We start from the raw sequence: 22709 nt of genomic DNA on the forward strand, positions 1-22709 counted from the left end.
CGGCGCGGGATCGCGATCAGAGGTCGCGCAGGATGAGCCTAGTCGAGAGCGCGCGCGGGTCGGTCCTGAGCTCGATCAGCGCCGGGGTGTCGGCGGCCAGGGCCTGCGCCATGGCCGCGGGGAAACCGGCATCCTCGGTCACGGTCAGGCCCAGGGCGCCGTAGCTCCGGGCCCAGGCGGCGAAATCGGGGTTTTTCAGCCGGGTGCCGGAGACCCGGCCGGGATATTTGGCCTGCTGGTGCATGCGGATAGTGCCATACATGCCGTTGTTGACCAGCAGGACGATCACCTTGGCGCCATGGTCGCAGGCGGTGCCGAATTCCTGCGCCGTCATCTGGAAACAGCCGTCGCCGGCGAAACAGATCACCGGGCGGTCGGGGTGATGCAGCGCGGCGGCCACCGCGGCGGGCAATCCGTAGCCCATCGAGCCCGAGGTCGGCGCCAGCTGGGTGCGGAAGCGGTGCCAGCGGTAGTAGCGGTGCAGCCAGCCGCAGTAATTGCCGGCGCCATTGGTCAGGATCGCGGTGTCGGGCAGGGTGTCGCGCAGATGCACCAGGACCTGTTCCATATGCAGGTCGCCGGGGGTGTCCTCGGGCGCCTGCCAGTCCTGATAGGCGGCATGGGCCTCGGCGACCAGCGCGCCGCGGCCCCGCGCCGGGGCCTCTGCCGCGGCAGCCAGTTGCCGGGCAACCTGGCCGGCCTGGGCGGCGACGGCCAGCGCCGGATGGTAGACATGGCCGGGCTCGCTCGGGTCGGGGTGGACGTGAAGGAGCTTTTGTTCCGGCACCGGCGGGGTGACCAGCGTGTAACCGGCGGTTGTCATCTCGCCCAGACGGGCGCCGAGGCAGAGCAGCACATCGGCCGCGCGCAGACGCTCGGCCAGCGCCGGATTGGCGGCGATGCCCATGTCGCCGGCGTAATTGGGGTGACTGTTGTCGAAATAATCCTGGCAGCGCAGCGAGGTGGCGACGGGGATCTGCGCCGTTTCGGCAAAGTCTTGCAGCGCAAGCCGGGCCTCTTCGGACCAGAGCGGGCCGCCTGCGAGGATCAGCGGCCGTTCCGCCCCGTTCAGCGCCGCGAGAATGGCGGCGATGTCGCTGTCGGCGGCGCGGCCCGAGGGCGGGTTGGCGGCGGGCACCACGGCGGCCTCGCAGGCGGCCGAGAGCATGTCTTCCGGCAGGGCGAGCACGACCGGGCCGGGGCGGCCCGATTGCGCCACGTGGAAGGCGCGCGAGATATATTCCGGGATGCGCTCGGTGCGGTCGATCTCGGCCACCCATTTCGCCAGCGGCGCGAACATGGCGCGGTAGTCGACCTCCTGAAAGGCCTCGCGGTCACGCTGGTCGCTGGCGACCTGGCCGATGAAGAGCACCATCGGCGTGCTGTCCTGCATCGCCACATGCACGCCGGCGCTGGCATTGGTGGCGCCGGGGCCGCGGGTGACAAAGCAGATGCCGGGGGTGCCGGTGAGCTTGCCATGGGCCTCGGCCATCATCGCCGCGCCGCCTTCCTGGCGGGCGACCACGGTGTCGATGCCCGACAGATAGAGGCCGTCGAGCGCGGCGAGATAGCTTTCGCCGGGGACGCAGAAGACGCGGGTGGTGCCCTGGGCCTTGAGGGCGTCGACGAGGATTTGGCCGCCGTGGGGCATGGGGGGCTCCTTGGGATGTGCTGCGGAAGGGCCGGGGCGAACCCGGGCCTGCCGGGGGTGCGGGTTACATGTCTTTCATGGCGGCGAGGAAGGCGGCGACCTCGGCGAGGCTGTTGTAGTGGCACATGGAGACCCGGATGCAGGAGGGCTGGCCCAGCGGGTCGAGGATGTTGCCGGAATAATGGTCGGCCTTGCGGGTGTGGGTGCGGATGCCCTGGGCGTTCAGCGCGGCGACGATCTCTTCCGAGGGCACGCCTTCGCGCCAGAAGCTGACCAGGCCTTCGCGCGCCGGGTTGTCCACGCCACCGACGATCTCGACGCCGGGCAGTTCCGCCAGGCCGGGCAGGTTGCCGGTGCCGTGAAGCATTGCCCGGGTCAGCGCCTGTTCGTGGTCGTGGATGGCCTGGCCGGCGGCGAGGACGCGGGCGCGGCGATCGGTTGCGTCGGAGACCTGAGCGCCGAGCCAGTCGAAATAGCCCACCACGTCGGAGAAGGTGGCATAGGCGCCGGTGTCGCGGGTACCGAATTCCCAGTTCTCTTCGGGCCCGCCTTGCAGCCCTTCGAGGCGGAGCCTGGAGAACCGGTCGGACACCCAGGCGATGCCGTAGCCATGCCGCGAGAAGACCTTGTAAGGCGAGATCACATAACCGTCGATGTCATAGCTTTCGATGTCGATGCGTCCGTGGCTGGCGTGCTGGATGCCGTCGACGAAGATCAGGCAATCGGGCGATTTGGCGCGGATGGCGCGGGTGATCGCCGGCAGGTCCATCGCCATGCCGGTCACCGGCGAGGTGTGCAGGATCGTGGCGACGGCGGTGTCGGCGGTGATCTGCGCGGCATAGGCTTCGGCGGTGACCAGGCCGGTGGCATCGTCATGCGCCACGGCGATATAGTCACGGCCCGCCACATGCGCCCATTTGCGCGCCGCCGAGCGCGAGGCCGGGTGTTCGACGGTGGCGCCGATAACCGGACCGGGCCGCGCGCCGAGGATCATCGCCCGCAGCAGGCGAAAGGTCAGCTCGGTGCCCGACTCGCCGACAAAAAACTGCCCCGACCCGGCGCCGAAGAAGGTGGCCATGTCGGATTTGGCGGTGTCGATCGCCGCCACAAGCGCATGGGCGGCGGGGTTGTCGCGGCCCTGATTGTCGGGAATGGCTGCGAATTTCGTCGAAGTCTCGACCACCGAGTTCAGCGTCAGCGCGCCGCCGGCGTTTTCAAAGAACACGCGGGGGCCCTGGAAGGGGCAGCTTTCGACATGGGCAAAGCGGGCGCGGATGTCGGTCAGGAGGGGATCGGAAAACATGGGGCCTCGATAACTGGGAATGGGGCTCAGGCAGCCTGGGTGAGAGCGTCGGCCCGGGCAGCGACGGCAGCGATGGCGGCGTCGATGTCCTCGGGTGTGGTGCGGTGATTGGCAATGGCGGCCCGCAGGCAGGTGATGCCCCGGGCCTCGGTGGTGGAAAAGACGGCGGTGCCGTCGAGTTGCAGGCTGGCGGCAATGGCCTTGTTGAGCGCGGTCTGCGCCTTGGGCGGCAGGCTGGCGTCGGCGGTAAAGACGCAGAGGTTGGAAATCACCGGGGCCATGAGCGCCATGGCCGGCCGGGCAGTGACGGCCGCGCCCATGCGGGCGGCGGCCCGGCAATTGCCGGTGATGGCGGCGCCGAGCCCGGCGGCGCCATAGCTCTCGACCGCGCACCAGACCTTGAGCGCCCGGGCGCCGCGCGACAGGTCGGTGCCGAAATCGCAGAACCAGGGGTCTCCGCCCGACAGCCCCTCGCCGTGGCTGGCAAGATAGGCGGGGCGGGCGGCGAAGGTGGCGAAATGCTCGTCACCGTTGCGGATCAGGCAGAGGCCGCAGTCATAAGGCACATACATCCACTTGTGGAAGTCGCAGGCCAGGCTGTCGGCGCGTTCGATGCCGTCGGTGAGCGCCCGCCAGGGGGCGTCGGCAAGCCGGGCCCAGGCCCCGAAGGCGCCATCGATATGCAGCCAGAGCGCTTCGTCACGGGCGATGTCGGCCAGCGCGTTCAGATCGTCGAAACGGCCGAAATCGACCGATCCGGCGGTGCCGACGATGACAAAGGGCGTGGCACCCTGGGCGCGGTCCTCGGCGACGGCGGCGCGCAGGGCATCGCAATCCATGCCGCGATCGTCTTCGGGGATGCGGCGCAGGTTGTCGGCGCCGATGCCCAGCAGTTCGATCGCCTTGCGGGTGGCATTGTGCACGCCCGCGCCGGCATAGGCGGTGAGACGGCCCCGCACGCCCGTGCTGCGCACCGCGGGCCCCAGCGCGCGCTGGCGGGCGGTGGCCAGCGCCAGGACGGTGGCCTGGGAGGTGCCGGTGACCAGCACACCCGAGGCGGTCTCGGGGAAGCCCATGATGCGGCGCGACCAGTCGATCACCGCGCGTTCGACGTGGATCATGCCGTGATCGCGGCCGCCGCAATTGGCGTTCACCGTCGCCGCTGCCATTTCCGACAGCAGCCCTGAGGCCAGCCCGGTGCCATGCACCCAGCCCCAGAATCGCGGATGGGTGTTGCCGGTGCCGAAGGGCAGTACGTCGTCGATCAACCGTTGCGCGGTGGCGGCCTCGCCCCGGGCGGTGCCGTCAAGCGCATAGCTCTGGCGGGTCGCCTCTGGCAGTGGCTGCCAGGGATGGGCGCGGGCCTCGGCCAGCCGGTCGATGCAGGCATCGAGCAGCACATGCGCGGTCTTGCGGAAATCGTCCCAGTCCTCGGGGTCGAGCGTATCGGTCATTGTGTCGTCTCGTGGTTTCCTGCGGAGCATAGGGCCGCCGCCGCGCCGTGCAAGCCGGGATCCGGGAACCCATGGCAAAGCACGAGGCGGGAGCGGCCCCGGATCAGGGTCCGGGGCGCAATGCGCCGGGTTCGCCGGGGTGGGGCGCGAAAGAAGGGGTGATCTAAAATGAGAATGGTTCTCAATTTCATTGACATCCGGTCAAGGGCGCGCATATTGGCGCAAAGACACGTCAATTCAGGAGGACTGCATGCTGCGAGGGATAATGGCCGCGATGGCGCTGGCCGCCGCAGGGCCGGTGGCGGCCCAGGAGTTCAAGGTTGTCACCACCTTTACCGTGATTGCCGACATGGCACAGAACGTGGCCGGCGAGGCGGCCGAGGTGGTCTCGGTCACCAAGCCGGGGGCGGAAATCCATGGCTACGAGCCGACGCCGCGCGATCTGGTCAATGCGGTGGATGCCGATCTGGTGTTGTGGAACGGAATGAACCTCGAGCTCTGGTTCGAACAATTCCTCGCCAACCTCGGCGAGAAACCCTCGGCGGTGGTCAGCACCGGTGTGGCCGAGATCCCGATTTCCGAAGGCGCCTATGAAGGCAAGCCCAATCCCCATGCCTGGATGTCGCTGGACAACGCGCTGATCTATGTCGACAACATCCGCGACGCCCTGTCCGCGCACGACCCGGAAAATGCCGAGACCTATGCCGCCAATGCCGAGCGCTACAAGGCGGAGATCTCCGCCGCCATCGGTCCGCTGCGCGATCTCATCGACGAGGTGCCCGAGGGCCAGCGCTGGCTGGCGACCTGCGAGGGGGCGTTTTCCTATCTGGCGCGGGATTTCGGGCTGCAAGAGGTCTATCTCTGGCCGATGAACGCCGATCAGACCGGCACGCCGCAGCAGGTGCGGCGGATGATCGACACCATCCGCGACCGCGAAATTCCGGTGGTGTTCTGCGAAAGCACGGTGAACACCGACCCCGCAAAACAGGTCGCCCGTGAAACCGGCGTGCGCTATGGCGGCGAGCTCTATGTGGATTCGCTGTCCGAGGCGGAGGGGCCGGTGCCGACCTATCTCGATCTGCTGCGGGTCACCACCGAGACCGTGGTCGAGGGCTTGACCGGTGGCTAGAATCGGCATCAAGGAATTCGACACGGCCGGGCTTTGGGTGCGCGATCTGGCGGTGACCTATCGCAACGGTGTCACCGCGTTGAAATCGGCCAGTTTCGCCGTGCCCAAAGGCTCTATCGCTGCCCTGGTGGGGGTGAACGGCGCCGGAAAATCCACCCTGTTCAAGGCGATCATGGGGTTTCTGCCCGCCGCGAAAGGCGAGATCGGCATTCTGGGGCAGGGGGTGAAAGCCTCTTTGAAACAGGGGCTTGTGGCCTATGTGCCGCAGGCCGAAGAGGTCGACTGGAGCTTTCCTGTCCTGGTCGAGGACGTGGTGATGATGGGCCGCTTCGGCCGCATGGGCCTGTTGCGCATCCCCTCGGCCGGAGACAAGGCGGCGGTTCAGGCGGCGCTGGAGCGGGTGGGCATGCAATCCTATCGCAAGCGCCAGATCGGCGAGTTGTCCGGTGGCCAGCGCAAGCGGGTCTTCCTCGCCCGGGCGCTGGCACAGGAGGGCCAGGTGATCCTGCTCGACGAGCCATTCACCGGCGTCGACGTGCAGACCGAAGAGGCAATCATCGCCCTGCTGCACGAGCTGCGCGAGGAGGGCAAGGTGATGCTGGTCTCGACCCACAATCTCGGTTCGGTGCCCGAGTTCTGCGATCAGGTGGTGCTGGTCAAGGGCACCGTGCTGAACTACGGCCCGACCAAAGAGGTCTTTACCCAGAGGAATCTCGAAGCCGCCTTTGGCGGTGTGCTGCGGCACTTCGTGCTGGGCGGCGCCGATCTGCATGACGACGAGGACGAGCGGGCGGTGACAATCCTGTCCGACGACGAGCGGCCCTTTGTCATGTACGACGATCAGGCCCGCACCGTCGGGCCGCGCAGCGAGGAGGAAGAATGAGCCTGCTGCTCGAACCCTTTTCCTATGGCTACATGACCAACGCCATGTGGGTCAGCGCCCTGGTCGGCGCGGTCTGTGCCTTTCTCTCGGCCTATCTGATGCTCAAGGGCTGGTCGCTGATCGGCGATGCGCTGAGCCATTCCATCGTGCCGGGGGTCGCCGGCGCCTATATGCTGGGGCTGCCCTTCGCGCTGGGCGCCTTCCTGTCGGGCGGGCTGGCGGCCGGGGCGATGCTGTTTCTCAATCAGCGCACCGGCCTCAAGGAAGACGCGATCATCGGCATCATCTTCACCAGCTTCTTCGGGCTGGGGCTGTTCATGGTTTCGGTCTCGCCGGTCTCGGTCGATGTGCAGACCATCATCCTTGGCAATGTGCTGGCGATCACGCCGGAGGACACCTTGCAGCTTGCGGTGATCGGCTTTGTCTCGCTGGCGGTGCTGCTGGTGAAGTGGAAGGACTTGATGGTCGCCTTCTTCGACGAAAACCACGCCCGCTCGATCGGGTTGAAGCCCGAGCAGCTGCGCTTTGTCTTCTTCGTGCTGCTCTCGGCCTCCTGCGTGGCGGCCTTGCAGACCGTCGGGGCGTTTCTGGTGATTGCCATGGTGGTGACGCCCGGGGCGACCGCCTATCTGCTGGCCGACCGCTTTCCCGTGTTGCTGGTGATCAGCGTCACCATCGGCGCGGTGACCTCCTTTGTCGGCGCCTATGTCTCCTATTTCCTCGATGGCGCCACCGGCGGCATCATCATCACCTTGCAGACAACGGTCTTCCTGCTGGCCTTCTTCTTTGCGCCCAAACACGGGCTGCGCGCGGCACGGGCCCGGGCGGCCGAAGCGCTGAGGGAGGCATGATGGACACGCTGCTTGCGCCCTTCCTCTTTCCTTTCATGCAGAACGCCTTTCTGGCGGCGCTGCTGCTGGCCGCGCCGACCGCGATCCTGAGCTGCTTTCTGGTGCTCAAGGGCTGGTCGCTTATGGGCGACGCGGTGAGCCATGCGGTGCTGCCGGGCGTGGTGCTGGCTTATATCCTGAACATTCCGCTGATCATCGGGGCCTTTGCGGCGGGGATGACCTGTGCGCTGGCCACCGGGTATCTGAATGCCAATTCCCGGATCAAGCAGGACACCGTGATGGGGGTGGTGTTTTCGGGCATGTTCGGCCTTGGTATGGTGCTCTATGTCAAGGTGCAGACCAATGTGCACCTCGATCACATCCTGTTCGGCAACATGCTGGGTGTCGGCGCGGCGGATCTCTGGACTGCGGGGATTGTCGGCGCCTTTGTCACCGCGGTGCTGGTGTTGAAATGGAAGGACCTGCTGCTGCATGCCTTCGATCCGGCGCAGGCGCAGGCCATCGGGCTGCCGGTGGGCTGGCTGCATTACGGCATGTTGGCGATCCTGTCGCTGACCATCGTCGCAGTGCTGAGCGCGGTGGGGCTGATCCTCGCCATCGGGCTGTTGATCGCGCCGGGGGCGATCGCTTTCCTGCTGACGCGGGAGTTCCGGCACATGCTGATGGTGGCGGTGGCGGTGAACCTGAGCGCGATGCTTGGCGGGGTCTACGCCAGCTTCTGGCTCGACAGCGCGCCGGCACCGACAGTGATCCTGATGCTGACCGGCTGGTTCGTCCTGGCGTTCCTCTGGCGGCAATGGCGGAATGCGCGGCGCGAAAGCGCGGTTTGAGGTTTGGGGAGAGGTCGCGGGTCAAGCCCGGGACGGCGTTTGGCGTGGGGTCAGGCGGTCCAAGTCGCCGGATGGCGGCGCACGGGGCCTGAAGGCAGATGCCATATCGGGGGCTGGCCGTTCACCGTGAGCGGCGGCGACATGCGCTGCGCCGGGCCCCAGCCGGTCTCTTCGATGCTGTCGGTGTAGTCCGCGTCAGTGGCGGTGATCGGCGTCTGCGGCGTCAGGCTTCCCGTGGCGGACATCAGGCACTCGGCGGTGCGCGCCAGCGACAGCTCGGCGCGGGTGGTCTGGCCGCCGGCGCGCCGGGCGAGGCCGCGCAGCGCGGTGGCAGCCATCAGATAGCCGGTGCCGTGATCGAGCGCCTGCACCGGCAAGGGCAGCGGCCGGTCGAGACCGGCCTGCCGCATGCCTTCGGCGGCAATGCCGCAGGACATCTGCACCAGCGAATCAAAGCCGCGCCTGTCGCCCCAGGGCCCGCTGCGCCCATAGGCCGAGAGACTGACATCGATCAGCCCGGGATTGAGCGCGCGCCGTGCCTCCGGCCCATAGCCCAGCCCCTCGAGCGCGCCGGGGCGATAGCCGTGCAGCAGGATATCGGCCGAAGCGAGAAGCCGCTCAAAGGTCTTGCGATCCTCGGCCCGGTGCAGGTCGAGCCCGGCGCAGCGCTTGCCGAGATTGACTTCGGCCTCGGCGGCGGGTTCCGACCAATGCGGCGGGTCGATGCGCAAGACCTGGGCGCCGAAGCCGGCCAGAAACCGCGTCGCGACCGGCCCGGCCAGCACCCGCGTCAGATCGAGCACCCGGCAGCCGGCGAGCGAGGCCTTGCCCGGCGCGCAATCCTCGGCGTCCTGCCAGCGCACCAGAGGTTCGGCCCCGACGGCGCGGCCCTGCGGATGGCGCTGCCACGCCTCGGCGCTGCGCATGGCGGCGGCGCAGCCTCCGGCGGCAACGATCGCGCTTTCCAGCGCCTCGGCCTGCCAGGTGGCGACCGCCGCCTGCACCTCGGCCGGCACGGCGGCACAACCCAGCACCGAGAGCGCGGCGTCGCGGTGATGCGGGGCATTGGTATGCAGGCGGATGAAGCCGTCGCCGGCGGCGTAATTTCCGGCAATCGGATCCCAGACCGAGGGCATCTCCCAGCCTTGCGGGCGCAGGGTGAAATCGAACCAGAGCGAGGCAAGGCGCCGGTCGATGCTCACCGCCTCGGCACTCTTTCCATCAAGCGCGGCCAGCGCGGTTCCGGCGGCGGCGATGGTGGCCGAGGCGAAATCGCTGACCGCATGGATCGAGGGCAGGGCGCCGCGCCCGACCTCGCGAAACGGCGTGGCATCGAGGTCCAACGCCTGCGTGATCTGCGGCCAGTAGGAATGGGTCATCTCGCTCTCCGGTTGGGGCTGGCGCAGCCTAGGCGTCGGCGCGCCCGAAGGGCAAGGCGTGCCTAGCTGCGGGTGGCTTTCTCGGCGATGCCCGAGGTGCCCTGGCGGCGGGCCAGTTCGGTGAGCACGGCGTCAAGCGGGATGTCCCGCGCGGCCAGCATGACCAGCAGGTGATAGAGCACGTCGGCGGCCTCGTAGGTGAGGTTCTCGGCGTCGCCCTTGGCTGCGGCAATGATCGCCTCGATCGCCTCTTCCCCGAATTTCTCGGCGCATTTCTCCGGCCCCTTGGCCAGCAGCTTGGCGGTCCAGGAGCTGTCGGGATCAGCGCCCTTGCGCGCCGCGATCACCGCTTCGAGATCGTGCAACACGCTCATGTCAGCCTCATCGCGATGCCGGCGGCGGCCATATGGGCCTTGGCCTCGGCGATGGTGTGATCGCCAAAATGAAAGATCGAGGCGGCCAGCACCGCCGAGGCGCCGCCCTCGGTCACGCCCTCGACCAGATGGTCGAGCGTGCCGACGCCGCCCGAGGCGATCACCGGCACGGAAACCGCATCCGAGATCGCCCGAGTCAGCGGAAGGTTGAAGCCGGCGCGGGTGCCGTCCCGGTCCATCGAGGTCAGCAGGATCTCTCCGGCGCCCTTCTCGGTGACCAGTTGCGCGAATTCCACCGCGTCGATGCCGGTGGGCTTGCGGCCGCCATGGGTGAAAATCTCCCATTTGCCGGGCGACACGGTCTTGGCGTCGATGGCGCAGACGATGCACTGGCTGCCGAACTGGTCGGCGGCCTCGGCGATCACATCGGGGTTGGCCACGGCGGCGGAATTGAAGCTCACCTTGTCGGCCCCGGCGAGCAGCAGCTTGCGCACGTCCGCCGCGGTGCGGACGCCGCCGCCGACGGTGAGCGGGATGAAGCATTGTTCGGCGGTGCGCTGCACCACATCCATCATCACGCCGCGATTTTCATGCGTCGCGTGGATGTCGAGAAAGCAGAGCTCGTCGGCGCCGGCGAGGTCATAGGCGCGAGCCGATTCCACCGGGTCGCCGGCATCGCGGAGATCGACGAAGTTCACGCCCTTGACGACGCGGCCATCGGCGACGTCCAGGCAGGGGATGATGCGGGTCTTGAGCATGGGGGTCTCTTACGGCGTGGCGCCGGGCGGGGCAAGCTGGCTGTTGCCGCAGCGGGTCGGGCACGCGGGCGCGGCGCCAGCGACGAGCGTGCTGTTGACCGCCAGCCCGTCGCCATCCGCCGGGATCGGGACCGGGCGCGTCAGGGAAAGCGTGGTCGCGGGAAGGGGCGGGCCTCAGCCTGCCATCACCGAGAGCGCCTCACGCAGGTCGAAGGCCCCGTCATAGAGTGCCCGGCCCGAGATCGCGCCGTTGAGCGGCGCGCCGCAGTTGCGCAACGCCTTGAGGTCGTCGAGCGAGGACACGCCGCCGGAGGCGATCACCGGAATCGAGACGGCGTTGGCCAGCGCCGCGGTGGCCTCGACGTTCGGGCCCTGCATCGCGCCGTCGCGATTGATGTCGGTATAGATGATTGCGGCGACGCCGGCATCCTCGAAGCTCTGCGCCAGCTCGGTGCCCTCGACATCGGTCTCTTCGGCCCAGCCCTTGGTGGCGACCATGCCGTTGCGGGCATCGATGCCGACGGCGACCTGACCGGGAAAGGCGCCGGCCGCTTCGCGCACCAGCTTGGGGTCTTCGACTGCGGCGGTGCCGAGGATGACCCGCGCCAACCCCTTGTTGAGCCAGCTCTCGATCGTTTTCATGTCGCGGATGCCACCGCCCAGCTGGGTCGGCACGGCGGTTGCGGCGAGGATCGCCTCGACCGCGCCGGCATTGACCGGGCCGCCGACAAAGGCACCGTTTAGATCGACCAGATGCAGCCATTCACAGCCCGCCTCGACAAAGGACCGCGCCTGATCGGCGGGGTCGTCGTTGAAGACGGTGGCCTTGTCCATGTCGCCGCGCAGCAGACGCACGGCCTTGCCGTCCTTGAGGTCGATGGCAGGGTAGAGGATCATTGTCGCAAATACCTTCGGTCGCAGTTCGGCGGCGTGTGGCACGTCACGTCGCGGAATGCAATGGACCCGACGTCACAGTTGCGCGGGAGGGCGCAAGGGTCGCAGGCTCGAGGCGCACTCAGGGAGGAGACCGAGATGAAAAGACTTGCACTGACCGTTGCCGCGCTGACGCTGGCGGCGGGGGCGGCCCTGGCCGATCCGGCCGAGGGCGTCTGGCAGACCCAGCCGGATGACGGGGCCTATGCCCATGTGACAATTGCCCCTTGCGGCCAGAGGCTTTGCGGCACGATCAGTCGCACCTTCAAGGGCAGTTCCGAATACAATTCGCCGAACAAGGGCAAACAGCTGGTGATGGGGATGACGCCGCAGGGCAACGGCAAATACACCGGCAAGGTCTGGCGGCCGTCGAACGGCAAGATCTACAACGGCAAGATGCAGGTGAGCGGAAAGACGCTCAAAATGTCCGGCTGCATCGCCGGCGGCCTGCTGTGCAGCTCTCAGGTCTGGACTCGACTCAAGTGACCGGCATCATGAAGCAGGGGCGCGATCGGCGCGCCCCACGCTTCTGACAGGAGACCGGCCATGGGCCGAGGTCTGAAACGCGCCGTTTGTCTTGGCGCTGTCATATGCACCCTGGCGGCTGCCGTTGGCGCCGATCCGCTGGTCGGGCTCTGGGCCTCGCCACCGGACGGCAAGGGCCAGACCGGCATCGTCCAGATCAAACCCTGCGGCGACGCCTATTGCGGCACGCTGATCAAGGCCTTCGATCCGAACGGCAAGCAGATCGTCACCAAGAACGTCGGCAAACGCCTGCTCTGGGGGATGAAACCCATGGGCGGCGGCCTCTATGGCGAGGGGCGGGTCTTCGTGCCGATCTTTGGCCGGGATTATCCGGCCGAGGTCACGCTTTCGGGGACGCGGATGACCGTGAAAGGCTGTGCCGCGCTGGTCTGCAAGGCGCAGAAATGGCGGCGCGCGCAATAGGCGTCACGGGGCCCAGCGCAGGAAGTTGGCAATCATGCGCAGCCCGTTGCCCTGGCTTTTCTCGGGGTGGAACTGCATGCCGACCATGGTGTCGCGACCGATGACGGCGGTGACATCGCTGCCGTAATCCACATGCGCTATCCGTTCGCCGGGCTCGGTGACGCGGACGTGGTAGGAATGGACGAAATAGGCATGGGCGCCGGTCTCGATCCCGTCGAGCACCGGGTGCGGGCTGTCGACCACCAGGTCGTTCCAGCCCATATGCGGCACCTTGAGCGCGGGATCGGTGGGGGCGATCCTGACCACCTCGCCGCCGATCCAGCCAAGGCCCGGCGTGTCCTCGTATTCGCGGCCCATCGTGGCCATCAACTGCATGCCGACGCAGATGCCGAGAAACGGGCGGCCCTGCACCTCGACCGCCTCGACCATGGCGTCATACAGCCCGGAATGGCCTTTCAGTTCGCGCATGCAGGCGGGAAAGGCGCCATCGCCGGGCAGGACGATGCGGTCGGCCCGGGCGACGACATCGGCATCGCCGGTCACTACCACCTCGCCACCGCCGACCTCGCCCGCCATGCGCTGAAAGGCCTTCTCGGCAGAGTGAAGGTTGCCGGATTCGTAGTCGATGATTGCCGTGAGCATGGGCCAGGTCCTTCGGATGGAACGGCGTGAGGGGTCGCGCAAATCGCCCGCGGGGTCAAGGGGCGGTCACCTGTCCGGTTCTGGCGGCGTGCCGATCCGGTCGAGCAGGGCCAGCACCGCGTCCTCGGGCGCGGGGCCGGGGCCGAAGCGCCCGGTCAGGATCAGCAGCGCAAACCCGTGAACCAGCGACCAGACCTGGGTCTCGATGATCAGGGGGTCGGTGCCCGGCGGCACGAATGGCGCGCAGGCGTCGCGCAGGACCTGATAGGAGGGTGTGGAGCTCTCCCGCATGTCGGTGATCTTTTTGGAATGGGCGCGGAAGCTGAAGATCAGGTCATAAAGCGCCGGCTCTTCGCGGGCAAAGGCGAGATAGCCCTTGCAGATGCCGTGCAGCCGTCCGCGCGGCGTCTGCGGCCCGGCATCGGCGAAATCGAGCATGCGATGACGGAACCGGACAAAGCCCTCCTGCGCGATGGCCACCCGCAACCCGTCGATCCCGTCGAAGTGATGCGCCGGCGCGGCATGGGACACGCCAGCCCGCGCCGCGCATTTGCGCAGGGTCAGCGCGTCGAGCCCGCCCTCCGTCAACAATTCTATGCCGGCTTCGATCAGCGCCTGGCGCAGGTTGCCGTGATGGTGGCTGGCCTTGTCTTTGGTGTCGCTCATGCAGGCCGGATAAGCGGCTGGGTTGACAGCGTCAAGCGACTCGCATAATTGACAGTGTAAAGTTTACACCGTCAAGCTACACGACGATCTGCATGAGGAGGCCCTGCAATGCCCACCACCTGGACGACAAGAGCCCGCATTTTTCTGTTCTGGTTTCTGCCGCTCGCGGTGGCGCTGGTGTCCTGGCGGTTCATCCCGCTGGGGGTGGAGGCCTCGATGAACTTCATGGCACATCACCTGGAGGGCCGGGCGCTGGCGCTCTATGCGCATATCGGGATCGCGCCGCTGGTGCTGGCACTGGTGCCCTTTCAGGTCAGCCCTCGTCTGCGGGCCTGGTGGCCCGCGTTGCATCGCTGGACCGGCCGGGCCTATGCGCTGGGCGTGCTGGTGTCTGGGGTGGCCGCGCTGTCGCTGGCGGCGCATTCGTCGGCCGGGCGCGTTGCCGGACTGGGCTTTGGCCTGCTGGGCCTGCTCTGGATCGCGATCACCGCCCAGGCGGTGCGGCTGGCGATGTTGCGCCGGATCGCCGCGCACCGGGTCTGGATGATCCGGTCGGCGGCGCTGACTCTGGCCGCCGTCACGCTACGGCTGGAGTTGCCGATCCTGGTGGGAGTGCTAGGCTTCGAACAGGGATATCCGATTGTCGCATGGTCCTGCTGGGTGCCGAACCTGATCGTCGCGGAATGGATCATCCGACGGCAGCAGAAGGGAGCGCTGCGCGCCTGATCGCGGCGCTTAGCGCAGGTGGAAGATGTGGTCGAAGATCTCGGGTTCGAGCGGCGTGCCGTCAACGGTGGCGGCATGCTGGCGGAAGGCCTTGAAGCCGGCCGGCACAAAGGCGGCAAAGGTGGCGCTGTCGAGAAAGATGTATTTGCTGTTCTCGGGGGTGAACTCGAACCAGCCGGGATCATCGAAGGTCCCGGCATAGACGCCCAGCCTGTCCGGCCAGCGCGAAAAGGTCAGGTGGGTCTTGGTGCCGCAGGTGTCGCAGAAATGCACCTGAACATCCTGGCCACTGCCCTCGGAGACATGGGTATAGACCTTGGGGCTGCCCCGGGTGATCGCAAAGACGGGCAAATCAAAGATCGGCTCCACCATGCCGGATGTCCCGGTGGCGCGCTGGCAGAAATGGCAGAAACAGGCCGTGACCCAGAGCGGGGGCGCGGTGACGTGATAGCGCAGCGCGCCACAAAGGCAGCCGCCCGGTTGATCGGTCATGGTGTCTCGCCTTTTCGATGACGGTCCCGCCGCCAGACTGGCATGCGCCATGCGGCTGTGACAACCGGTATCACCCGGCCCGTGCCGCACGGGATCGCCCGCCCCGGCGGCCTCGCGGCGGACCGCGACCGTTTGCCCTGGCTAAAGCGCGCCTTTGGTCGAGGGGATCGCATCGGCCTTGCGCGGGTCGAGTTCGACCGCCTCGCGCAGGGCGCGGGCGACGGATTTGAAGGCGGCTTCGGTGATGTGGTGGCTGTTGAGCCCGTGCAGCGCATCGATGTGCAGCGTGATGCCGCCATGGGTCGACAGCGCCTGAAAGAATTCACGCACCAGTTCGGTGTCGAAAGTGCCGATCTTGGGGCTGGGCAGGTCGACATTCCAGATCAGGAAGGGCCGTGCCGACAGGTCCAGCGCCGCACGCACCAGCGCATCGTCCATCGGCAGAAGGCAGGCGCCATAGCGGCGAATGCCGGTCTTGTTGCCCAGCGCCTGAACCAGCGCCTGACCGATGGCGATGCCGGTGTCCTCGACGGTGTGGTGATCGTCGATATGCAGGTCGCCTTCGGCGCGGATCGTCATGTCGATCAGCGAGTGCCGCGACAATTGGTCGAGCATGTGGTCGAAGAACCCCACGCCGGTCTGGTTGTCATAGGCCCCGGTGCCGTCGAGATCGAGGGTGACGGAAATGCTGGTTTCGGCGGTCTGGCGGGTGATCGTGGCTGTGCGCATCTGGCTCGTCCTTCAAAGTCAGCGCCTTATAGGCCGGGGCGGGCAGGGCTCCAAGAGGGCCGTCACCGGTTTTCGCCGCTTGTGCGCGCCGGGCCACTGTGCCAGCCTCTGGCCTGCCGAGCACGGCGCGAACCAGTGAGGAATGCCGATGACCACCTGCGTCTTTGTCCAGTTGCGTTGCAAGCCGGGGACCACCTACAAGGTGGCCGAGGAGATCGTGCTGCGGGAAATCCACTCGGAACTCTATTCCACCAGCGGCGATTTCGACCTGATGCTCAAGCTCTACATCCCCGAAAGCGAGGATGTCGGCAAATACATCAACGATCACCTGCTCGACATTGCCGGCATCGAACGCTCGCGCACCACGCTGACCTTCAAGGCGTTCTGAGGCGGCGCGGCCGCGACTGGAGCGGAAAACAGCGGTTACCTGGCCCCGTAGGGCAATTCTTTTTGATCTGATCGAGTGAGTTTGGAGCGGGCGAGGCGATTCGAACGCCCGACCCTAACCTTGGCAAGGTTATGCTCTACCCCTGAGCTACGCCCGCATCCGTTTGGCCATCTCTGGCCTGGGGTTCCCTATGGAGCGGGCGAGGCGATTCGAACGCCCGACCCTAACCTTGGCAAGGTTATGCTCTACCCCTGAGCTACGCCCGCATATCCATGGGTGTGGCGGATTTATAAACTGTTGGCGCGGCCTGCAAGCGGAAAATGCCGGCGCGGGGCAAAAAAGCGCCGAAACCGGGACCGGGGCGAATATATGGCGCCGCGCGCCGTGCCGGATGCGGCTTTCTTATCCGGGGTCGATCGGGTAGCTGCGGGCGAAAATGCGACGGCGGCAGCGGCGCCGGGAATTGGCAAGGCAAAAGAGGGGCATCATGGTGGAGCAGACCGCGCGACGGCGCCTCAACAAGGCTGCGGGGCTGGCCTCGGTTGGTGTGGCCGGGGTTCTCGTGCTGGCCAAGCTATGGGCCTTTGCCGCCACCGGATCATTGGCGATCGCCGCCTCGGCTGCGGACAGCGCGCTGGATCTGCTGGTGTCCGCCACTGCCTTCATGGCGATTCTCTATGCGGCGCGGCCGCCCGATGCCGATCATGCCTTTGGCCACAGCTCGGCCGAAGACCTCGCGGCGCTGGCCCAGTCGGTCGCGATCTCGGTGGCCGGCGTGGCCATCGGGCTTTCGGCCTTTGCCCGGTTTTCGGCAGGCGCGCCGCCGGTGCTGCGGGCCGAGGGGCTGGGGCTGGCCATCATGGGCGGGTCGGTCGCTCTGACCCTGGCGCTGGTGTTGTTTCAGCGCTGGGTGGCGCGGCGTACCGGCAATCGCATCGTCGCGGCCGACAGCTTGCATTATCTCGGCGACCTGATTCCCAATCTCGGCGCCATCCTCTCATTGCTCGCGGCGCGCTATCTCGGCGTGGTCATCGTCGACACGCTTGTCGCGCTTCTGGCGGCGGCGCTGATGATCATCGGCGCCGCGCGGATCGCGAAGCAGGCCGTCGATTCGCTGATGGACCGCAAGGCGCCCGATGCCATCGAGGGGATCATCGCGGCGCTGGCACGCGATCACCCCGGCGTGCGCGATTTTCACGACCTCAAGACGCGGATGGCCGGCTCTCAGATCTTTGTCGTGCTGCATATCGAGTTGGACGGCGATCAATCGCTGCGCGAGGCGCATGACATCGGCGCCGATCTCCGCCAGAAAATCCTCGCCGCCTGCCCGAATGCCGATGTCACCATCCACAAGGACGTCTGGCAGGGCGGATGAGCTGACGCCGAAACCATGAAAAACGCCCCCGCAGAGTGCTGCGGGGGCGTCGTTTTCGGGATATAGGGGGCCGTCAGTCCAGCTCGACCAGCAGGTCCTTGGCGTCGATCTGGCCGCCGGGCTGAACGTGGACCGCCGTGACAATGGCGGCCCGCTCGGCGTGGATGCCGGTTTCCATCTTCATCGCCTCGATGGTCAGCAGCAGATCGCCTTCCTTGACCTTGTCGCCCGGTTTGACGGCCACCGTCGCCACGACGCCCGGCATCGGCGCGCCGATGTGCTTGTCGTTGCCCAGCTCGGCCTTGGGCCGTGCGGCGGAAGAGGCGGCGGCCTTGCGGTCGGGCACGCGGATCACGCGCGGCTGGCCGTTGAGTTCGAAGAACACCTTCACCTCGCCGTCCTCGCCGGTCTCGCCAACCGCCTGAAGCCGGATTTCCAGCGTCTTGCCGGGGTCGATTTCCGCCGTGATCTCTTCGCCGGGCTGCATGCCGTAGAAGAAGGTATGCGTTGGCAGCGCGCGCACCGGGCCATAGCTGCGATGACGGCCCATGTAGTCGAGGAAGACCTTGGGATACATCAGGTAGCCATTCAGATCCTCGTCATCCACCTCATAGCCATTGAGTTCTTCCGACACCTGCTTGCGGGTCGCCTCGATATCGACCGGCTTGAGATGCTTGCCGGGGCGCTCGAGGTTGGGTTTCTCGCCCTTGAGCACCTTCTTCAGGATGCTCGCGGGGAAGCCGCCCGGCGGCTGGCCGAGGTTGCCCTTCATCATGTCGATTACCGAATCCGGGAAGGCCACGTCGGTGTCGGGGTCTTCCACCTGCGCCCGGCTCAGACCCTGCGACACCATCATCAGCGCCATGTCGCCCACCACTTTCGATGACGGCGTGACCTTGACGATATCGCCGAACATCATGTTGACGTCGGCATAGGCCTGCGCCACCTCGTGCCAGCGCTCCTCAAGCCCGAGCGAACGGGCCTGGGTCTTGAGGTTGGTGAACTGGCCGCCGGGCATCTCGTGCAGATAGACCTCCGAAGCCGGAGCCTGCATGCTCGATTCAAAGGCGGCGTACTGGCCGCGCACCGCTTCCCAGTAGTTCGAAATCTCGCGGATCGCGGCAATGTCGAGCCCGGTGTCACGCTCGGTAAAGCGCAGCGCCTCGACGATCGACCCCAACGTCGGCTGCGAGGTGTTGCCCGAGAGCGCATCCATCGCGCCATCGACGGCATCGACCCCGGCTTCGGCCGCAGCCATGATCGTGCCGATGCCGGCGCCCGAGGTGTCGTGGGTGTGGAAATGGATCGGCAGGCCGACCTCTTCCTTCAGCGTCTTGATCAGCGCGCCGGCGGCCGAAGGTTTCAGCAGCCCGGCCATGTCCTTGAGGCCCAGCACATGCGCGCCACCGTCGCGCAGCTGCTGGCCCATCTCGACATAATACTTCAGGTCGTATTTCGACCGGTCCGGATCGCGGAAATCGCCGGTGTAGCAGATCGTGCCTTCGCAGACCTTGCCCGCCTCCTGCACCGCGTCCATCGCCACGCGCATGTTCTCGACCCAGTTCAGGCTGTCGAAGACGCGGAAGACGTCGACGCCGGATTCCGCCGCCTGTTTGACAAAGAACTGCACCACGTTGTCTGGGTAGTTGGTATAGCCCACCCCGTTCGAGGCGCGCAGCAGCATCTGCGTCATCACGTTGGGCATCGCCGCGCGGATGTCGCGCAGCCGCTGCCAGGGGCATTCCTGAAGGAAGCGGTAGGCGACGTCGAAGGTCGCGCCGCCCCAGCATTCCACCGAAAACAGCTGCGGCAGCTTGGCGGCATAAGCAGGCGCCACCTTGATCATGTCGATCGAGCGCATCCGGGTCGCCAGAAGCGACTGGTGCCCGTCGCGCATCGCGGTGTCGGTGATCAGAACCTGCTTCTGCGCGGCCATCCAGTCGGCTACCGCCTGCGGGCCCTTTTCTTCGAGCAGGTTGCGGGTGCCGTAGGCAGGTTTCTCGCCAAAGGGCACCTGCGGCGGCTTGGCCGGTTTCAGCTCGGGGTGCGGCTTGGGACGGCCCTGCACCTCGGGATGACCGTTCACCGTGATGTCGGCGATATAGGTCAGAACCTTGGTGCCCCGGTCGCGGCGCTTCTTGAAATCGAAAAGCTCGGGCGTCTCGTCGATGAACTTGGTGTGGTACTGGTTGTTGAGAAAGGTCGGGTGCTTGAGCAGGTTCTCGACAAAGGCGATGTTGGTGCTGACGCCGCGCACGCGGAATTCGCGCAGCGCACGGTCCATGCGCGAAATCGCCTTTTCCGGTGTCTGCGCCCAGGCGGTGACCTTGGTCAGAAGGCTGTCATAGTAGCGGGTGATGACGCCGCCGGCATAGGCTGTGCCGCCATCGAGCCGGATGCCCATGCCGGTGGCCGAGCGATAGGCGGTGATCCGGCCATAATCGGGGATGAAGTTGTTCTGCGGATCCTCGGTGGTGACCCGGGTTTGCAGCGCGTGACCGTTGAGGCGGATGTCGTACTGGCTGGCCTTGCCGGTGGCCTCGGCCAGCGACTTGCCCTCGGCAATCAGGATCTGCGCCTGCACGATGTCGATGCCGGTCACTTCCTCGGTGACGGTGTGCTCCACCTGCACCCGCGGGTTGACCTCGATGAAATAGAACTTGCCGGTCTCCATATCCATCAGGAATTCGACGGTGCCGGCGCATTCATAGTTCACATGGGCGCAGATCTTGCGGCCGAGCTCACAGATTTCCTCGCGCTGTGCTTCGCTCAGATAGGGCGCGGGCGCGCGTTCCACGACCTTCTGGTTGCGCCTCTGGACCGAGCAGTCGCGTTCGTAGAGGTGGTAGATGTTGCCCTGCTTGTCGCCGAGGATCTGCACCTCGACGTGGCGGGCGCGGGTGATCATCTTTTCCAGATAGCCCTCGCCGTTGCCAAAGGCGGCCTCGGCCTCGCGCCGGCCTTCGAGCACCTTCTCCTCGAGCTCGTCCTCGGAAGAGATCGGCCGCATGCCACGACCGCCGCCGCCCCAGGAGGCCTTGAGCATCAGCGGATAGCCCACTTCGGCGGCCTGTTTCTTGATCTTGGCCATGTCATCGCCCAGCACCTCGGTCGCCGGGATCACCGGCACCTCGGCCTCGATCGCCACGCGCCGCGCGCTGGCCTTGTCGCCAAGGGCGCGCATGGTCTCGGCCTTGGGGCCGATAAAGGTGATGCCGGCGGCGTCGCAGGCATCCACGAAATCGGGGTTCTCCGACAACAGGCCATAGCCCGGGTGGATCGCATCGGCGCCCGACATCTTGGCAACGCGGATGATCTCCTCGATGCTCAGATACGCCGCAACCGGCCCCAGACCCTCGCCAATGCGATACGCTTCGTCCGCCTTGAACCGGTGCAGGCCGAGTTTGTCTTCCTCGGCGTAGACCGCGACGGTCCGTTTGCCCATCTCGTTGGCGGCGCGCATGATGCGAATGGCGATCTCGCCACGGTTGGCGATGAGGATCTTCTGAAAGTCAGGCATGGCAGGCTTTCCATTTGTTGCATTGCAGCATGCTTAAACGGTCGGCTCCGGTAGGTAAACATGTCTGACAGGTTCAAAAGTGGCCTCAAACCGCTTTCAAGGCGTCATGCTGCGATCAGGGTCACGTTCCTCATGTTGGCGATGATCTCGATATCGCGTTCGTAAAGGTCGGTCAGCGCGTCGACATATTCGTCCGTCCAGCCGGGAATATCGAGCTCTTCCTCGACCGCCTCGTCAAGCGCATATTTGTCGAGAAAGGCGATCATGACCTTGCGTTTGTGCGGCTCGGAGATGCCGGGATGTTCGTGCAGGAAGGCGCGAAACCGGCTCATCCCCTCCTCCGACATGATCCTGGACAAGAGGTCGAAGGCGCCGGCGATCTTGGCGCCCGAGGGCAGCCCGGCCATGGCGCGCAGGATCTCGCCCCAGATCAGCGGGCTGTCCTCGTTGCACCAGACGGTGATCGGCAGGTCGGGCAGGGCGATCTGGATGCGCTCGATCACCTCGGACCAGCGCAGGTAAGCGGGTTCGGTGCCATTGAGAAAGCTGTCAAAGCTCTGGTGCGGCGTCTCGGCATAGACCGCCGGCAGCCAGGTGGCCGGATTGCGGATGCCGATGAAAAGCTCGATCTGGTCGGTCTCGAAGAGCCGCGCGGCATTGCGCATCCGCTCGTCGGCGCGTGGATACATCCGGCCGCTGCCAAGCGCGATCTTGGGCACGCAGAACAGGTGGTCGTGGCTCAGGATGATGCGGCCGAAGCTGTCGGGGTCTTCGCTGAGGATGTTCTCGAGCAGGATGTCGCGCGCGTCGGGCGCGGGATCGGCCTTGTCGAGCGCATTGAGGCTGCCGCTGAGCAATTGCCGGTAGCGGCTTGGCCCCGGCACGGCCACTGCGCGGGCCCGCAGGTCATCGGCATTGCGCAGCAGGCATCGCAGAAGCTTGCCGCCGTCGGTGGCATGTGCGCCGGCATGGAGAATGACTTTCATGGGGGGCCTTTGTGCTGCGCTCGCGCGCACTATACAAAAGCCTGCCGCCGGGGAAAGCCCGCAGCGGCGCCGCCCCGCCGGCGCGCCAGATTTCCTCTTGCCCCGCCGGCGGCGACGATTTAGACGATTGCGACGTGCCCCTATAGCTCAGCTGGTAGAGCAACTGATTTGTAATCAGTAGGTCCGCGGTTCGAGTCCGTGTGGGGGCACCATTGAAATAATCAATTCTATTAGTGACTTAGGCTATGCAGTGCTTAGCTGCGCATAGACTGCTAAGTTCGGCTCGCCCTGATTGGGGGACAATTGGGCAAAAAATCGGAGGCGCACCTCCTGCATAATTGCGAGCCAAGACCCGGCTGGCTGACGGATGACACCGCGCAGGTATAGTGCGAGGGGCGCAGGAAGCTGACGCAATGGTTTTTTGCCGAGGCGGGCATCAACGGCATACGCTCTAATTCCGCCGACTTGGATTTATACCGGGCATTGAGTGCGTTCCAGCGCGGCACCGCAATACTACCCAGCCTCGTACACCAGAAATGCGGGGTAGGGCACCTCCAGCTCGTGCGAGAACGTGCTGGAGGCGCATAGAGGGGTGCGCGCGGGTTGGGGGATCAGTTTTAGTGTGCGGTTGACCTGCCACGGGATTTTTTATAGCGCGACAATCAGGGTGAGATCAGCGCGACAATCAGGAT

At 66.2% G+C, this 22709-nt stretch carries 22 protein-coding genes and 3 tRNA genes; 10 read left to right on the top strand and 15 right to left on the bottom strand.

All coding sequences use genetic code 11. From position 1 onward, the window contains the following. Positions 1 to 16 precede the first annotated feature (16 nt). From PVW49_RS21150 to PVW49_RS21160, 3 genes are all read right to left on the bottom strand, one after another. Positions 17 to 1651, bottom strand: a complete 1635-nt coding sequence (locus PVW49_RS21150; protein ID WP_274591526.1) for a thiamine pyrophosphate-binding protein — start codon at positions 1649 to 1651, stop codon at positions 17 to 19. Between the two features lie 64 nt (positions 1652 to 1715). Beyond that, complete coding sequence (locus PVW49_RS21155) at positions 1716 to 2954, bottom strand: aminotransferase class V-fold PLP-dependent enzyme (RefSeq protein ID WP_274591527.1); 1239 nt, start codon at positions 2952 to 2954, stop codon at positions 1716 to 1718. Between the two features lie 26 nt (positions 2955 to 2980). Continuing rightward, the gene (locus PVW49_RS21160; protein WP_274566260.1) at positions 2981 to 4408 is read right to left on the bottom strand and encodes a pyridoxal phosphate-dependent decarboxylase family protein; all 1428 of its coding nucleotides are present in this window, start codon (positions 4406 to 4408) and stop codon (positions 2981 to 2983) included. Positions 4409 to 4658: 250 nt separating this feature from the next. On the opposite strand from PVW49_RS21160, the gene PVW49_RS21165 reads away from it, so the two are divergent. The 4 genes from PVW49_RS21165 to PVW49_RS21180 are packed head-to-tail and all read left to right on the top strand — an operon-like array spanning position 4659 to position 8101. Beyond that, a complete protein-coding gene (locus PVW49_RS21165; RefSeq protein WP_048529077.1) occupies positions 4659 to 5537 on the top strand; it encodes a metal ABC transporter substrate-binding protein in 879 nt (292 codons plus the stop codon). Beyond that, positions 5530 to 6420 (top strand): manganese/iron ABC transporter ATP-binding protein, encoded by an 891-nt coding sequence (locus tag PVW49_RS21170; protein WP_274566261.1) that lies wholly within the window; start codon positions 5530 to 5532, stop codon positions 6418 to 6420. Before PVW49_RS21165 ends, PVW49_RS21170 begins: the two co-directional genes overlap by 8 nt. Next, positions 6417 to 7271: a metal ABC transporter permease gene (locus PVW49_RS21175; protein WP_048529078.1), complete on the top strand. Its 855-nt coding sequence runs from the start codon at positions 6417 to 6419 to the stop codon at positions 7269 to 7271. The genes PVW49_RS21170 and PVW49_RS21175 overlap by 4 nt, the downstream gene beginning before the upstream one ends. Further along, entirely contained in the window at positions 7268 to 8101 is an 834-nt protein-coding gene (locus tag PVW49_RS21180; protein WP_048529080.1) for a metal ABC transporter permease, read from the top strand. The genes PVW49_RS21175 and PVW49_RS21180 overlap by 4 nt, the downstream gene beginning before the upstream one ends. 50 nt (positions 8102 to 8151) lie before the next feature. Here the strand turns inward: PVW49_RS21180 and PVW49_RS21185 are convergent, their stop codons facing one another. The 4 genes from PVW49_RS21185 to hisA all read right to left on the bottom strand — a co-directional run bounded on the left by PVW49_RS21185 (position 8152) and on the right by hisA (position 11509). Further along, positions 8152 to 9480, bottom strand: a complete 1329-nt coding sequence (locus PVW49_RS21185) for a CoA transferase (RefSeq protein ID WP_074837473.1) — start codon at positions 9478 to 9480, stop codon at positions 8152 to 8154. A gap of 62 nt (positions 9481 to 9542) precedes the next feature. Then, the gene (locus PVW49_RS21190) at positions 9543 to 9854 is read right to left on the bottom strand and encodes a phosphoribosyl-ATP diphosphatase (protein ID WP_074837474.1); all 312 of its coding nucleotides are present in this window, start codon (positions 9852 to 9854) and stop codon (positions 9543 to 9545) included. Then, a complete protein-coding gene (gene hisF, locus PVW49_RS21195) occupies positions 9851 to 10612 on the bottom strand; it encodes an imidazole glycerol phosphate synthase subunit HisF (RefSeq protein WP_074837475.1) in 762 nt (253 codons plus the stop codon). Before hisF ends, PVW49_RS21190 begins: the two co-directional genes overlap by 4 nt. A 174-nt stretch (positions 10613 to 10786) precedes the next feature. After that, entirely contained in the window at positions 10787 to 11509 is a 723-nt protein-coding gene (gene hisA, locus PVW49_RS21200) for a 1-(5-phosphoribosyl)-5-[(5-phosphoribosylamino)methylideneamino]imidazole-4-carboxamide isomerase (RefSeq protein WP_274591528.1), read from the bottom strand. 135 nt (positions 11510 to 11644) lie between these two features. On the opposite strand from hisA, the gene PVW49_RS21205 reads away from it, so the two are divergent. Together PVW49_RS21205 and PVW49_RS21210 are read left to right on the top strand one after the other, a co-directional pair. Further along, on the top strand, positions 11645 to 12031 hold the full coding sequence (locus PVW49_RS21205; RefSeq protein ID WP_048529092.1) for a DUF2147 domain-containing protein: 387 nt from the start codon (positions 11645 to 11647) through the stop codon (positions 12029 to 12031). 60 nt (positions 12032 to 12091) lie between these two features. Beyond that, positions 12092 to 12493 (top strand): DUF2147 domain-containing protein, encoded by a 402-nt coding sequence (locus PVW49_RS21210; RefSeq protein WP_053083300.1) that lies wholly within the window; start codon positions 12092 to 12094, stop codon positions 12491 to 12493. A gap of 3 nt (positions 12494 to 12496) precedes the next feature. On the opposite strand, the gene hisH is transcribed toward PVW49_RS21210, so the two are convergent. Beyond that, a complete protein-coding gene (gene hisH, locus PVW49_RS21215) occupies positions 12497 to 13135 on the bottom strand; it encodes an imidazole glycerol phosphate synthase subunit HisH (protein WP_274566264.1) in 639 nt (212 codons plus the stop codon). Positions 13136 to 13201: 66 nt separating this feature from the next. Continuing rightward, complete coding sequence (locus tag PVW49_RS21220) at positions 13202 to 13801, bottom strand: TetR/AcrR family transcriptional regulator (RefSeq protein ID WP_048529095.1); 600 nt, start codon at positions 13799 to 13801, stop codon at positions 13202 to 13204. A 108-nt stretch (positions 13802 to 13909) separates the two neighbouring features. Between PVW49_RS21220 and PVW49_RS21225 the strand changes: the two genes are divergently transcribed. Beyond that, positions 13910 to 14527 (top strand): DUF2306 domain-containing protein, encoded by a 618-nt coding sequence (locus PVW49_RS21225; protein WP_274591529.1) that lies wholly within the window; start codon positions 13910 to 13912, stop codon positions 14525 to 14527. A gap of 9 nt (positions 14528 to 14536) precedes the next feature. On the opposite strand, the gene PVW49_RS21230 is transcribed toward PVW49_RS21225, so the two are convergent. Further along, entirely contained in the window at positions 14537 to 15019 is a 483-nt protein-coding gene (locus PVW49_RS21230) for a GFA family protein (protein ID WP_274591530.1), read from the bottom strand. 141 nt (positions 15020 to 15160) lie between these two features. After that, the gene (gene hisB, locus PVW49_RS21235) at positions 15161 to 15748 is read right to left on the bottom strand and encodes an imidazoleglycerol-phosphate dehydratase HisB (RefSeq protein ID WP_074837479.1); all 588 of its coding nucleotides are present in this window, start codon (positions 15746 to 15748) and stop codon (positions 15161 to 15163) included. 148 nt (positions 15749 to 15896) lie between these two features. Between hisB and PVW49_RS21240 the strand changes: the two genes are divergently transcribed. Further along, complete coding sequence (locus PVW49_RS21240; protein ID WP_048529100.1) at positions 15897 to 16136, top strand: Lrp/AsnC ligand binding domain-containing protein; 240 nt, start codon at positions 15897 to 15899, stop codon at positions 16134 to 16136. A gap of 82 nt (positions 16137 to 16218) precedes the next feature. On the opposite strand, the gene PVW49_RS21245 is transcribed toward PVW49_RS21240, so the two are convergent. Then, positions 16219 to 16293: transfer RNA gene (locus tag PVW49_RS21245), tRNA-Gly, on the bottom strand. A gap of 34 nt (positions 16294 to 16327) precedes the next feature. Further along, positions 16328 to 16402: transfer RNA gene (locus tag PVW49_RS21250), tRNA-Gly, on the bottom strand. Between the two features lie 221 nt (positions 16403 to 16623). Here PVW49_RS21250 and PVW49_RS21255 point away from each other — a divergent pair. After that, positions 16624 to 17511, top strand: a complete 888-nt coding sequence (locus PVW49_RS21255; RefSeq protein WP_274564452.1) for a cation diffusion facilitator family transporter — start codon at positions 16624 to 16626, stop codon at positions 17509 to 17511. Between the two features lie 73 nt (positions 17512 to 17584). Here the strand turns inward: PVW49_RS21255 and PVW49_RS21260 are convergent, their stop codons facing one another. Next, on the bottom strand, positions 17585 to 21031 hold the full coding sequence (locus tag PVW49_RS21260) for a pyruvate carboxylase (RefSeq protein ID WP_048529104.1): 3447 nt from the start codon (positions 21029 to 21031) through the stop codon (positions 17585 to 17587). 104 nt (positions 21032 to 21135) lie between these two features. Then, positions 21136 to 22017, bottom strand: coding sequence for a hypothetical protein (locus PVW49_RS21265; RefSeq protein ID WP_274591531.1), 882 nt, complete (start codon positions 22015 to 22017; stop codon positions 21136 to 21138). Positions 22018 to 22153: 136 nt separating this feature from the next. On the opposite strand from PVW49_RS21265, the gene PVW49_RS21270 reads away from it, so the two are divergent. Next, positions 22154 to 22229 (top strand) — tRNA-Thr (locus PVW49_RS21270). Positions 22230 to 22709: the final 480 nt, after the last annotated feature.

Origin of the sequence: Marinovum sp. PR37, from assembly GCF_028807375.1 — a bacterium.
Classification (GTDB): Bacteria; Pseudomonadota; Alphaproteobacteria; order Rhodobacterales; family Rhodobacteraceae; genus Marinovum; species Marinovum algicola.